This is a genomic window from Kocuria atrinae, from assembly GCF_039531425.1.
GTDB classification, from domain to species: Bacteria; Actinomycetota; Actinomycetes; order Actinomycetales; family Micrococcaceae; genus Kocuria; species Kocuria atrinae.
Genome location: NZ_BAAAQA010000009.1, coordinates 1 through 13,074 on the forward strand (window position 1 = coordinate 1; position 13,074 = coordinate 13,074).

General features: G+C 65.8%; 9 protein-coding genes. 6 read left to right on the forward strand and 3 right to left on the reverse strand.

All coding sequences use genetic code 11. The features are described from left to right. Nucleotides 1-662: 662 nt before the first annotated feature. Genes ABD283_RS05170 through ABD283_RS05185 form a run of 4 tightly spaced genes read left to right on the forward strand, consistent with a single transcriptional unit; the run spans nt 663 to nt 6,086 of the window. Nucleotides 663-1,337, forward strand: coding sequence for a TetR/AcrR family transcriptional regulator (locus tag ABD283_RS05170; protein WP_344223935.1), 675 nt, complete (start codon nt 663-665; stop codon nt 1,335-1,337). Then, nucleotides 1,337-2,743 (forward strand): MFS transporter, encoded by a 1,407-nt coding sequence (locus ABD283_RS05175; protein ID WP_344223943.1) that lies wholly within the window; start codon nt 1,337-1,339, stop codon nt 2,741-2,743. Before ABD283_RS05170 ends, ABD283_RS05175 begins: the two co-directional genes overlap by 1 nt. Next, a complete protein-coding gene (locus ABD283_RS05180) occupies nt 2,740-5,232 on the forward strand; it encodes an ABC transporter permease (RefSeq protein ID WP_344223936.1) in 2,493 nt (830 codons plus the stop codon). The genes ABD283_RS05175 and ABD283_RS05180 overlap by 4 nt, the downstream gene beginning before the upstream one ends. Nucleotides 5,233-5,279: 47 nt before the next feature. After that, nucleotides 5,280-6,086 (forward strand): ABC transporter ATP-binding protein, encoded by an 807-nt coding sequence (locus ABD283_RS05185; RefSeq protein ID WP_344223937.1) that lies wholly within the window; start codon nt 5,280-5,282, stop codon nt 6,084-6,086. Nucleotides 6,087-6,122: 36 nt separating this feature from the next. On the opposite strand, the gene mobF is transcribed toward ABD283_RS05185, so the two are convergent. The 3 genes from mobF to ABD283_RS05200 all read right to left on the reverse strand — a co-directional run bounded on the left by mobF (nt 6,123) and on the right by ABD283_RS05200 (nt 10,907). Next, nucleotides 6,123-9,590: a MobF family relaxase gene (mobF, locus tag ABD283_RS05190; RefSeq protein WP_344223938.1), complete on the reverse strand. Its 3,468-nt coding sequence runs from the start codon at nt 9,588-9,590 to the stop codon at nt 6,123-6,125. 172 nt (nt 9,591-9,762) lie between these two features. Further along, nucleotides 9,763-10,200 carry a protein-tyrosine phosphatase family protein gene (locus ABD283_RS05195; protein WP_344223939.1) on the reverse strand — a complete coding sequence of 146 codons (438 nt, stop codon included), beginning with the start codon at nt 10,198-10,200 and terminating at the stop codon, nt 9,763-9,765. 8 nt (nt 10,201-10,208) lie between these two features. After that, a complete protein-coding gene (locus ABD283_RS05200) occupies nt 10,209-10,907 on the reverse strand; it encodes a hypothetical protein (RefSeq protein WP_344223940.1) in 699 nt (232 codons plus the stop codon). Between the two features lie 243 nt (nt 10,908-11,150). Between ABD283_RS05200 and ABD283_RS05205 the strand changes: the two genes are divergently transcribed. Further along, nucleotides 11,151-11,339 (forward strand): hypothetical protein, encoded by a 189-nt coding sequence (locus ABD283_RS05205; RefSeq protein WP_344223941.1) that lies wholly within the window; start codon nt 11,151-11,153, stop codon nt 11,337-11,339. Further along, nucleotides 11,336-13,074 (forward strand): recombinase family protein (locus ABD283_RS05210; protein ID WP_344223942.1); only part of this gene is annotated, 1,739 nt, incomplete at its 3' end. The genes ABD283_RS05205 and ABD283_RS05210, both read left to right, overlap by 4 nt.

Here is a 13,074-nt window from a genome sequence, read left to right on the forward strand (position 1 = left end):
CCCGGACAGCAAAAAACCCGGACCCCAAATAAGGGTCCGGGTTGTCGCTGATCTCCTGAGAGATCACAGAGTGGAAGCAATTGAGCGCTGGGGGAACAGACGACCACGGGTTCAGAAGCTTGTTTCCGCGTGGAATCAAGGGTCTTGCGACGATACCGACTCCGAGGGCGAGGCAGATGACGCTCTGATCGGGGCGTCGGCGGAACCAAAGAAACGACCTCGAACACGGCTGACGGAGAAGGAAGTGGACGCTATGCGAACGGCCCGCGAGCAAGGCGTCAGCGTGAAGGCGATCGCGCGTCAGTTCGGGGTTCACAGGGGAACGGTGTGGGCTAAGACGCGATAGCAGCGTTGGAGGTTGCCTTGCGCTGGATGCTGCACTCACATGTCAGCACTCTGCTCGATGGGCCTCACATCGCGATCGTTCGCCTCATGGTTGATGTCCCTCTGAGCGTCACCGACGCTCTCTCCAACCTCGGCAAAGAAACGCGGATCGGGGCTTCGCTAGCGCCGAGTGGCCGAAGCCAGTCAGGCCGTCATTGACGTCTCTTGCACCCTGGTCGCTTCCGTCTGGCCGCTCATCTATGGTGTAGTCTACAGCGTAGATACTGTGCGGCTGAAGGTGCATGGTGAGGTTCACATGCACTGAAGGGAAGACTCGGATGAACGTACGGGGTACCGATAAGCGTCCTGCGCTCACGCGCGATTTTATCCTCGAAACAGCATTGGGCATCGTTGACGAGCACGGTATCAACGGCCTCACGATGCGACGCCTGGGTACGGAGCTCGGCACCGACCCGATGATGCTCTACCGCCATTTTCCGGGTAAGGCTGCGGTGCTCGACGGTCTGATGGAGGTTATCTGGCACGGCGTCCAGGCCCCTGATCCGCAGGGCGGCGATACCGGGTGGCGAGAGCATCTGGTGCGTGTCATGCACGCCTTGCGCGAATCCCTGCTCGCCCATCCCCGAGCCATCGTCATCGTGGGCACCCGCCCTGCCACGGGCCCGGAACTGTTTGCGCTGATGGAGCGGCTGCTCGCGTCTCTTGTCTCTGCGGGAATGAGTGCCGATGCCGAGACAGCCGACCTGCTCAACGCTTTGGTGAACTACACCGTCGGTCATGTGCTCGCCGAGGCCGGGGATCCCGTCGGCGGTGACGCAGATCCAGAAAGCAACCAGCAGGTTTCACCGGCCCATTTCCCGCATCTCGCTGCGGTCTTCAACAGCGGTTGGCAGTACGATCCGCACCGCCAGTACGACCGGGCGCTCCGCGCGTTCGTGGGCGGCTGGCAGGGTGCCGACACGCTGGCGCACGGGGAAGGCGCGGGAGAGTGATGGTACCGGCCCCTGATCGGCGGGAGGAAGCACGGATCGCGCCGCGGCACGGTGGGTGGCAGTTCGCACTCATCTGGGTCGCGCAGCTGATCGCTAAGACCGGGAACGGGCTGACACCGTTCGCTTTGACCATCTACGCCTACCAGCAGACGGGCTTAAGTACCTCAGTCGCGCTCGTGACCCTCGTGGGATTCCTACCTGCGGTCGTGCTCGCGCCGTTCGCGGGTGTGCTCGCGGATCGCTTCGACCGGAAAAAGCTCATGGCGCTGAGTAACGCGCTCTCGGCGGCAAGTCTCGCGTTCGTGCTCGTCACGCTGCACTTCTCGGGAGGAAATCTCCCGCTCATCTGCCTCTGCCTCGTCCTGAGTTCGGTGTCGGCTTCGGTGCTCGATCCCGCATACCGCGCGATCGTGACCGATCTACTTTCCCCGGCACAGTACGCGCGAGCCGGTGGGTTCGTGCAACTTGCGTCCGCTGCGCAGCTCGTCGTCTCTCCTGCCCTGGCTGGTCTACTCATGGCGCGTTTTGACGTGACGAACGTGGTGGCCGTGGATCTTGCGCTCACCGCGGTCGCCACCGCCCTCATGCTCCTCATCAGAGGGGCAGGACAACCGCATCGAACCGCAGCAGTTCCGGGGGTATGGACAGACCTCCGCGCCGGGTTGCGCTTCCTTTCGGAGAACCGCGGTATCACCGTGCTCGTGCTGCTGGTCACGCTCATTACGTTCTGCATGGGGTTTCTGCAAACCCTTTTGACCCCGATGATGCTTGACCTCACCAGCGAAGAGACACTCGGCGTGGTGCGCTCGATCGCAGCCGTCGGCATAGTGATCGCGAGCCTCGCAATTGGCATCATCGGGATGGGCAGCCACCATCTCCGCAGCATGTCGGCCTTCCTCGCTGTCGGTGGCATCGTGGTGGCGTTGATGGGGGCGACGACGAATGTGTTCCTCATCGGCACGTTCGCCTTCGTTTTCTTCCTCACCCTGCCGCCGCTGAACACCAGCATGGAAGTGCTCGCCCGGTCGGCGATCCCGAACAATATTCAGGGCAGAGTGTGGGGGCTTATCGGATTCATCTCCCAGCTCGGCTACGTCGTCGCCTACGCGCTCTCGGGGGTGCTCGCGGACACTGTGTTCAACCCTCTGCTCGTCCCTGATGGCCCCCTCGCATCGAGCATCGGGCAGATCATCGGCACAGGCCCGTCGCGAGGCATCGGCCTGCTGTTCGGAGTCGTCGGGCTCCTGCTCGTCGTCCTCGCACTGGTCATTCCCCGCGCCCGCAGTGTGCGGTCCATCGAGTCCGAGCTGCGCCGCGCGGTTCAAGACAGCGCGGGGGCGGACAGTTCCAGCGCGGGAAACGCCGGGCAGTACAGCCCCGCGCAAGAAACCGGAGGCCGCTTGTGACTTCGTCTATCGTGCTCAGGTATCTGCGCAACGACCTGCGACGGAACCGCGGCGTCGCCATCGCGCTGCTCGTCGTGATGATGCTCAGCGCGTTCCTCATGGCCAGCGGGGCCATGGTGCTCGAACGGGTCTCGGGGTCCGTGGATCGCATGTTCGCCACGGCCAAGCCGCCGCACTTCCTGCAGATGCACCAGGGGGACTTCGACGAGGGTGCGTTGGAGTCGTTCGCAGCCGAGCACCCGGAAATCGACGCCTGGCTGATCGAAGAGATGATCGGCTTCGACGGACAGGCGATCGGGTGGCAGCGGCCCGCGACAGGAGAGACCGGCGACCTGTCGGAGAGCCTGATCGACAACCTCTTCGTCACCCAGAACGACGACTTCGACTTTCTGCTTGAGACCGGCGGAGATGGGGTTCCCCGCCCACGTGACGGCGAGGTCTACGTGCCCGTCGCTTACGAGCTGCAGTTCGGGATCGAGGTTGGCGACCGGTTGACGGTGCGCACCTCGGGCGGCTCGGAAGGGCAAGCCGAGCAGTTCGAGGTCGTCGGGTTCGTGCGCGATGCGCAGATGGCCTCTTCGATGTCGTCTGCGACCCGCTTCCTCGTGTCGGATCAGGATTTCGAGCGATTGTCGTCGGGTGGCGGGGGCACCCCGGAGATCATCGTGGAGTATCGGCTCAGTGACACCGCACAGCTGTCGGACTTCCAGCAGGCGTATGAGTCCGATGAGGCGCTTCCGAAGAATGGGCAGGCCGTGACCGAGGTCATGATCCGGCTTATCAACGTGTTCAGCGGGGGTCTTACGGCGATCGCGTTCATGTTTGCGAGCCTCATGCTCATTGCGATTGCTCTGCTGAATGTGCGCTTCGTGATCCGCAGCACGCTGGAAGACGAGATCCATGAGATCGGTGCTATGCGTGCCATCGGCCTGCCAACGCGCACCATCTCCGGCCTGTACCTGTCGCGTTACGGTGTGATGGCGCTCGTTGCGTGCGCAGCGGGCGGGATTCTCGCGATGTTCGCGGTGCCACTTCTCACCCGCGACATCCAGACGAACTTCGCGGCCGCACCGACGACGTGGGTGAGCTACGCCGCTCCGATTCTGGCGCTCGCTGTGCTCTTCGGGTTGATCGTCGGCATCTGCGCGAACGTGCTGCGAGCGGTACGAAGAGTTGATGTCGTAGGGGCGCTCATCCATGGCAGCACCGTGAGTGAACGCGTGACGGTGGGGCGCGCTAGACGGTCCGCCCGACGTGCGGCCAGACGCGTCGGCAAGCGTGAGCACAACCGTCCCTCCGCATTGACAGGCGTGAGTTCTGGGAAGCTCGGATTGCGCCTCGCATGGCTCGATCTGCGCGCAGAGCGCCGACAGTGGCTGCTCGTACCGGCGGTGTTCTTCATCGCGTCTGTGCTGCTCATCCTGCCGACAAATCTGCTCACCACTTTCGAGAGTCCGCGCTTCGTCACGTACATGGGCGCACCGGAAAGCGACCTGCGCATCGATGTCCAATTCTCAACGGCGGACGATGAAACTGGCGGCTCGAACTCGGCGGGAGAAGCGCGGCAGCGCTTACTCACGAAGCTGGAATCGGACCCAAGGATCGGTGAGGTCGTCTCGTATGCGGGGATGCTCTTCGAGGCTCGCGGTGAGGAGGGGTGGGAAGCACTGCGGGTCGAGGTGGGCGATTACTCCGATTCCACGCTCGAGTTCGCACAGGGGCAGCCCCCGGCCGACGGCGAGATCGCACTGAGCTTGCTCAATGCCGAAGAGTTTGGGGTCGTACCCGGCGATACGCTCACGGTGCGCCAGGATGGTGAGGAACAAGAGGCTCGGGTCAGTGGCGTGTACCAGGACATCACCAGCGGCGGCTACACCGCGAAGATGCAGGGCAACGTGGACCAGGAGACCATAGCCGCGCAGGCCCAGCGCTGGGTCGTGTACGCCAGCCTGGCAAACGCGGAAGACAACGGTGACGATGCCGCCGTGGTGATCGCCCGCGAATACGACGCACTGGAACCTGCGGCGTCGGTGATCCCGATGCGCCACTACGTGCAGCAAACCCTCGCATACATCACCGATGCCCTTCGAGGAGTCGCAGTCGTAACGCTCGCGATCGCCATTGGAGCTGCGGCACTCATCGCGACGTTGTTCTTGCGCCTTCAGGTCAGCAAGGATCGGCAGAAGATGGGGGTCCTCTCTGCCCTCGGATTCTCGCTGCGCGAGATCGCCGCCCAGTTGCAGCTCAAGGCGCTGCTCACGGTGGCCGCGGGTGTGCTGCTCGGCACACTGTTCGCGGCCACCGCTGGGGAGGCGCTCGTAGGCTCGATCCTCGGACCCAGCATGGGAATCGCCCGCCTCTCCTTCATCCCGAACCCATGGATCGTCTACCTCGCTTACCCGCTCCTACTAATTGGAGCAGGCACGGTCGGCACGCTGATCCTGACCCGACGACTGCGCCGCGCCGACCGAAGCGAGTGGCTGCGATGATGAACGAACCGAGAGGCCCGGTCGCACTTCAGACGAAAGGAACTTCTGTGACACGCCAGGCAGAAGCGGGACAACCACAGCCGCTGCTCCGTGTGCGAGGGCTCCACAAGAGCTTCCTTTCCACGGACCCTCCCACGCAGGTGCTGCACGGCATCGACCTCAATGTACAGCGAGGAGAGTTCCTCGCCGTCATGGGGGCGTCGGGATCAGGCAAGTCAACGCTGCTCTACAGCATGAGCGGCATGGACCGCCCTACCGCTGGCAGCGTCACACTCGACGGCCGCGAACTCACCGAGCTGCGCGATGCGGAGATGAGCCGGGTACGCCTCACCCAGATGGGCTTCGTGTTCCAGCAGGCGCACTTCCTCGCCAACCTGTCTATCCGGGACAACATCCTGCTGCCCGCCATGAAAGCCGCAGGCGGAAAAGCCGCAGGCGGAAAAGCCGAGGGTGAAGCATCCGAAAAGCGCGTCGATGCGCTCATGGAGAGGTTCGGGATCGCGCACATCGCAGGCAACGGCATCACCAAGGTGTCGGGTGGACAACTCCAGCGCGCGAGCATCTGCCGCGCACTCGCCACGGAGCCCGCGATTCTGTTCGCCGACGAACCTACCGGGGCACTCAACAGCAGCATGACACGAGAGGTGCTCGACGCCCTCACCGACGCCCATCAAACAGGTACCACGATCGTCATGGTGACCCACGATCCCGCATGCGCCGCCCGCGCGGAACGCGTCGTATACCTGCTCGACGGCCACATCATCGACTCGCTCCACAGCGGCGCATGGGAACCGGATTCCACCGCCGAGCGCGAGTCCCAACTGCTGGCGTGGTTACAAACCAAGGACTTCTAGCTCACCCGCCGAGGCAATTAGGGCGGTTCGTACGGTTCACCGGCTCAGGCTCGGCCCGTCATAGCCGGGGCTGCTGTGGGACGAGCGGGAGACGCGGAGTTGGCGTTCGCGTTCCGCGAGCATGCGGGCGGTCTCGCGGCGGGCTTCCTCAGCCGCGCGGGTCTGCCTGATTCGTTCGACCGCCTCGGCCGGGGTCAGGGCGCGTAGCGTCTCGGCTTCCGCGCGAGCGTGGTGTGCGGCGCGGGTCGCGTCTTCGGCGTGGCGTGCGGGGCGTGCGTTGACGTAGGCACCAGGGTTCTTCCTCACCACCTCCTCGCCGAAGATGTGGGCGTAGACACCGATGGTCGGCCACGGGTTCGGCTCGATCACAGAATGGAGAGCCTGCGCGGTGGCGGCGCGCTGCTGCTCAGCCTCGACCACACGCGGGTCAGCGTCGATCTGGGGCGTGATGATGCGCTCGACCCACGCTTGCTGGGTCTCGTTCCAGCGGGGCGGCTCGCCCCATGTCTTCGTGAGGCGTCGTTTTGCGTCGCGGGCGACGATCTGGGCGGTGTCGTGCTCGGTGGTCGCGCGACGCTTCCTGAACCTCCTCGCCGTGCGCACCTTCGCGCTTGCGGTCTGCTCTCCAGCGTCGGCCTGCTGCCAATCAGTCAGTGCGGCGCGTGCCTGCGTCATGAGTGGTTCGGCGACCTCGGCGCGCACGAGCTCGAGCTGCTGCTTCGCCGCATCGTTGGCCTCAACCGCCTGCTCGCGCTCGAACCGCTGCCGGGCATACAGCTCGTCCATGGCATCGGATGCTTGCAGCCACCGTGAGGCGCTGGCTTCGGATTGTTCGGCAAGCCGTTCGAGGGCCGCTATCTCGATGTGTACGAGCTTCACCGGGCCGCCCTCAACCAGCCCCCGCACGGCTTCTGCTGCCTGTTGGGTGGCGTCGGTGAGGCCACGGTCGGCGCGGTCGCGTTCCATCGCCTCGATGAACTGCTCCCGCGCCTCCGGCAGGCTCTCGGCGATGATGTGTAGCTGGTTCTCGTTCTTGCCTCTGGTCATGCCGACGTAGACGGCAGGGCCGCTCATCGTGTCGGTGAGGATCGTGTGCGAGACCGGCACCGTCACTCCCTGCACCCCGTAGGCGGTGGAGGCGTAAGCCAGGTGTGCATGCTCGGTGAAATACGCGGCAGGCATCCGCACCGAGCGGTCACGCTTGCGGCCGCTGTCGGCTTCGATTGCCCAGACCGTGCCGTCGTCCTCGACGTGCTGGACGATCCATTGCTGCCGGTTTGCGACCCCCAAGGCGGTGTCGTTCTTCCGCGTCTGAATCAGATCACCCCGACCCACCGGCAGGCCGTCACTGCCGGTCGCGGTCGCGCTGTCGTCTACGGCCCCGGGGCGCACCCGCTCATCACGGATACGCGCATTCAGCTTCGTGGCTTCGTCGTTCGTGGCGACGGTGACCGCCTGCCCGTCACCTCGCTGCGTGGCAATGTGCTCGTGCAGCTCGTCGGTGTCGGCATGCAACTGGATCAAGCCGAGGGCGTGGAGGTCATCGAAAATCGCAGGGGGATCATCACGGCCCCGCAACCGGACGCTGAGGTCGGCGTAGGCGGGGTCGTTGAACCTGTGTACCTCTGCCATGTCGATGGTGCGGCCCCGAATCTGCGCGGCCATGTCGAGCACGCCGCCGCGCCCCACGGCAGGCAGTTGCGCCCGGTCGCCGATGAGCGCAAGGGTTGCGCCGTGCTCTGCGGCGACGGTAAACAGGGCAAGGGCGCTGTCCTGGTCGAGCATCCCCGCCTCGTCCACCACAATCCGCTCACCCTCGCGCAGGCGTGCGGTCTCGGGCGGGCCGTTGTAGGTGCGGCCCGTCTCGGCGTCGAGGTCGCCGGGCGCGAGGCGCGTCCATACCCCGTCAGCGTTCCACCTATAGCCGTGGGCATGGACAAGCGCCGCCACCGAGTCAGCCGGAACACCGAGGGTCTGCTGTGCGACGTCGGCGGCCTTCTTCGTCGGCGCGACCACCCGTGCCTGTCGGCCCTCCTGCTGCACGACCTCGATTGCGACTCCGAGCATGGTCGTCTTTCCGCTGCCCGCCGCGCCTTCCACGATCACCAGGGCGTCGGTGGAGGCGACCGCTGAGGCAGCCTCGGTCTGGCCGGCGTCGAGGCCGGCGACCTGCGCCAACTGGCGCACATTCGGCAAGGCCGGCTCATCGGCGGGCACCCGTGCGGCGATGAGGTCGCGCAGTTCCGTCTCGGCTTGCATGACGCGCACGCTCGTCAGATGCGCCACATGCTCCGGGCGTGGTGCGTCGGGCGGGAGGATCGTGAAGCAGTCCTCGAGCGCCAACCGGGATGCAACCGTGATGAAGTCGCGTATCTCGGCAGGGGTCGCTTGCACGCCGTGCTCGGTCATGATCCGGGTCGCGTGCTCGGTCACCGTGTGCGCCGTCCACGCGGATGCGGCGGCGGCGCAACGGTCGAGCGTGCGGGAGGCAACCTCCTGCACGCTCAAGTCGTCCAGCGTCACCGATGGGCGCGGGGCGGGGCGGCGCAAGGTGTCGGGGTCGTATCCGGCTTCGCGCAGCTCGGCGACCCATGCGGCTTCCTCGGCCAGTGTGGTGGGCTTCTTCGCGGGCCGCTCATGCACCCATGCCTCGGCTCGCAGTCTGGTGGCGACGACCGGCCCCATGCTCTCGCCGGGGTGCGCCTGATCCCATTCGGCTTCGAGACGTTCGAGGTTGCGACGCACCTGCTCGCCCCGCTTGCTCATCAGAGAGTTGAAGGGCTGCAACTCGACCACTTCACCCGTGGCGGCATCGAGGGTCAGGCCGTGCCGGTCGAGCACAGCGGCAAGCTCGGGGCTGGCGGCGATCACAGCCGTGCCAAGGGCGCGGATCGCGCCCTGCTGCTTGAACAAGGCGGCGGTAAACAGGCCCCGCCATTTGCCTGCCGCGAACACGCGGGTGCCGATCTGCATGTGGATGTGCCGGTGCGGATCACCCGCCCGCGACGTGCGGTGGGTAATGCCGACGACCTGCAACTGCTCGACGGGCACAACCTCCTGCGCCCCCAGCGGGCCAACGCGAGTGACGGAGTGGAGGGCTAGCCAGCGCCGAATCTCCGCCGGCGCATCCTGCTGGGCCGCATCCAAGGCGTCGGAGACCTCCGGGTGCAGCGCCGCGGCAATCGACAGTGACTTCGGTGTGTTGATGACCATTTCCATGAACCGGGGCGAACCGCGCCGATCCGACCCCGCCCGGCGGGGCGTGCCCATCGACTCGCCCGTGAGCGGGTTCGTCCAGTCCACCCACCCCGCATACGCTTCAGGCTGAAGTGCCAGCTCAGCGGCCACCGCGCCGTCGCTGTCGAGCGCCGTGAACTGGGCGACGGTCGTCTCCGCGCCGAGGTAGTAGTCGTCAGCGCGGGAACGGTCGGATTCGACATAGCGCAGCGCATCGGCCCCGGTTCCCCGGAACGGGATCACGCCGCCATGCACCTCGACCACCATCCTTCCGCAACCTCACTGAGCATCTAGCGTATCAGCAACTACGGCACTTAGGATACGTTCATTCGCTGAGACAGGGGCGAGAACCGGGAAGATGCCGGGAGCGATTGGGGGTGCCGGGGCGGTGGCGAGCGGGTGCGCTCGGAAGGGTGCGGCGAGGGGCGGCGGCTTGATGTCAGGAGAGAGAGGGTGCGACGGTGGCGATCCAGGCGCGTTGGCGACGAGTCTCGACGGCGCGGGGGTGGTAGTTCGTTCGCACCCACTCCACGGCGGCGTCGGCAGGAACGCCGCTCATCACGGCAAGCACAGCGAGAGCGGTTCCGGTTCTGCCGATCCCGCCGCCGCAGGCAATCTCGACCCGCTCGGACGCGGCCCGCGTGTGCGCTTCCCGTAGCGCGTCTACGGCGTCCTCAGTGGAGGCGGGCAAACGGAAGTCCGGCCACCTGACCCAGCAGTAGGGCCAGTCGGCCACGCGAGGGTCGCGGCCTAGGAGATAGACGGCGAACTCAGGGGCCGGGGCCTGACCGCGAGACCGACGCGCACCCGTGCCACGGATCAGGCGACCGTCTGGCAGGCGCACCACGCCCGCGTCGTCAACTGCCCAGCTCGTCATGCGAACCCTTACCCGGCGCGGCCTCGGCGTCCGGGTGGGAGCAGTCCTTTGCGACGGGCGCGGGCGACCCAGCCCTGCGCGGTCGAGAGGGGCACACGGCTGATCTGCGCCATGCGCGCGGTCGGGTTCGGTTCCCCGTCGTCCACAAGGCGAGTGTGTTGCAGGGCGACGACCTCGTAGAAATCGGCAGTGCGCTTCGGGTTCCCGAGCGGCTTCATCACGTCCTCGGCGCGGAGGGCGCGACCCGAGGGCATGGTCATGGTGCCGTCCTCGAAGCGGCTGGCCCCGGTGACGGCGAACTGACGGCGGTTGATCGCCGCCTCGATCCTCGACGTGGGCAAGTTCCGCAGCATCGGACTGGCCACCGGGTCGCCCGCCCACTCGGGGAGATACACGATCCCGGTAATCCGCACCTCGCCCATCGGCTCCTCATCGAGCAGGTACTGGCGCTGCAGGCGCAGCAGCACGCGGGTGGACGACTCGACGTGCTGGATCAGGAACCAACGCCCGGAGTCGTTGTTGTTGTGGCTGGAGTTCAGCTTCCGATCAAGGCCCGGCGCGGGGTCTACCCACTGCTCGTACTTGAGGGCCGCGTCGATCCCGGAACTGTCGTGTTCGGGGTCGATGGGGGTGGGGTCTGGCAACTGCCAGCCCGCAGGCAAGTCCGCTGCCATCAGCAGCGGCACACTCTCCAAGTCCTCGATCACACCCTCAGCCTAGCGGAAACCACGCCGAAACTCACGCAATAGCCGTTACGCCATATCTGTGCTACCTTGGATCCTACTGGCGTATCTGCCATCGCGTGAGATAGTGAGATGAGTGACCCGAACCGACCCCCGGCTGAGCGACCGCGACGTGCGGCGCAGGGCAGGGGTGCGCTCGGGCCAGGCACGGGCGGCAACGATCCTGGGCGGCTACGGCTGCGAGCCATCCGGCGGGTGGAGCCGGACGTGGCGAAGTTGGTGGAGTGGGTGCTGAGCATCACCCAGGCCCGCTACGACGCGCACCGCGCCGGGGAACCAGACCCCTACGACCTTCCGCCGCCTGACGAGCTGACCGCAGATTCCCAGGACAGCAACGCCGGAGGACGGCGGACAATGGAACCCGGGCCACTGCACGAACGAAGGAGCACCGCATGAGCACGATCACTGCTCCCACCCTCACCCCGGCAGGCGTGACCGACGATCACGCCGAGGACAAGCCCCTGCTCCTTGCCGTGTCGTATCTGCGGGTGTCCACGCGGGAACAGGCCGAGCGTGGCGGCACCGAGGAGGGCTTCTCGATCCCGGCACAGCGCGAGGCTAACGCGCGAAAAGCCGACGAACTGGGGGCGCGGATCGTGCGCGAGTTCATCGACGCCGGGGAGTCGGCGCGGTCTGCGGATCGTGATGGGTTGCAGGACATGCTGGCGTTCATCGCTGCGAGCCGGGTGCAGTTCTGCGTCGTTCACAAGCTCGACCGGCTCGCCCGCAACCGCGCCGACGACGTGAAGATTCACGAAGCGCTCATCAACGCCGGAGTTACCCTAGTGTCGGCAACGGAGTCCATCGACCAGACGCCTTCGGGGATGCTCGTCCACGGCATCATGTCCTCGATTGCGGAGTTCTACTCCCGCAACCTCGCCACCGAAGTCACCAAGGGCTTGTCACAGAAGGTCGCCCAAGGCGGCACTCCGATGCGCGCTCCCATCGGCTACCTCAACGTCCGCCGCACCGACGACGCGGGCCGCGAAATCAGAACCGTCGAGGTCGATCCCGAGCGCGCACCACTCATCACCTGGGCATTCGAGACCTACGCCAAAGGTGAGACCTCCGTGACCGGGCTGCTGCGCGACCTCACCGCGCGAGGGCTGGTGACGGTGCCGACGCCGAAGCGGCCGTCGAAGCCGCTGGGGAAGAACACGCTCTACAAGCTGCTCACGAACCCCTACTACGCCGGGGTGATCCGCTACAAGGGCGCGTTGCATCCCGGCGCGCATGAACCCATCGTGGAACCGGAGCTGTTCGACACGGTGCAATCGCTCCTGCGGGCGCGGACGGCGAAGATGACGCGGCACGTCCAGCACGCCCACCACCTCAAAGGCTTGTTGCACTGCGGCACCTGCGGGTCGCGGATGCTGCTTGACTTCGCCACCAACCCCAAGGGCGTCACCTACGCCTACTTCGTCTGCTCCGGCAGAGCATCCAAGCGCACCACCTGCACCCGCCGGGCCGTGCCCGTCGCAGTCGCCGAACGCCTCGTCGCCGACTCCTACGCGAGCATCACGATCAATGACAGCACCTACGACCGCATCGCTGCCGACGTCGATGCCGCGTTCGACAAGCGCACCGCAGGCCGCAGCCAGGAAATCGCCGACCTCATGGCAAACCGAGCCAGGCTCGAATCCGAGAGTGTCAAGCTCCTCGCCGCGCACTTCGCCGACGCTATCGACCTGCCCACCCTGAAACGGCACCAAGACCGCATCCGGGCAGGCCTCGCAGACGTGAACCAACGCCTCGCCGAGCACGACGAGCACCACACCGGCGGGCGGGCATTCCTGCACGACAGCCTGCGGCTGCTCACTGACACGCACCGCGCCTACGCTCGATCCCACGACGCCGACCGCAGGTTGGCGAACCAAGCCTTCTACACGCGGCTCGACATCACCGACGACGAACAACTACGCCCGCGCCTTGCCGAGCCGTTCGCCACCATCATCCGCGAAGCTCACGAGCACAGCGGCGACGAAGGCGAGGGGGCGGAACACGAACACGACTCTTCAAGTCATGTCGCGTGTTCCCGTAAGACACTTTGGGTGGAGCTTAGGGTGTGTTCCTTCAGGACATACGCGACAGATCTCTCAAGACATCCGCATCACCAATCAGTATGGGTCAT

Excerpts from the sequence above, each read along its gene's own strand:
- ABD283_RS05195 (WP_344223939.1), bottom strand. The coding sequence starts at position 10,200 with ATGACGAGCTGGGCAGTTGACGACGCGGGCGTGGTGCGCCTGCCAGAC.
- ABD283_RS05170 (WP_344223935.1), top strand. The coding sequence starts at position 663 with ATGAACGTACGGGGTACCGATAAGCGTCCTGCGCTCACGCGCGATTTT.
- ABD283_RS05175 (WP_344223943.1), top strand. The coding sequence starts at position 1,337 with ATGGTACCGGCCCCTGATCGGCGGGAGGAAGCACGGATCGCGCCGCGG.
- mobF (WP_344223938.1), bottom strand. The coding sequence starts at position 9,590 with ATGGTGGTCGAGGTGCATGGCGGCGTGATCCCGTTCCGGGGAACCGGG.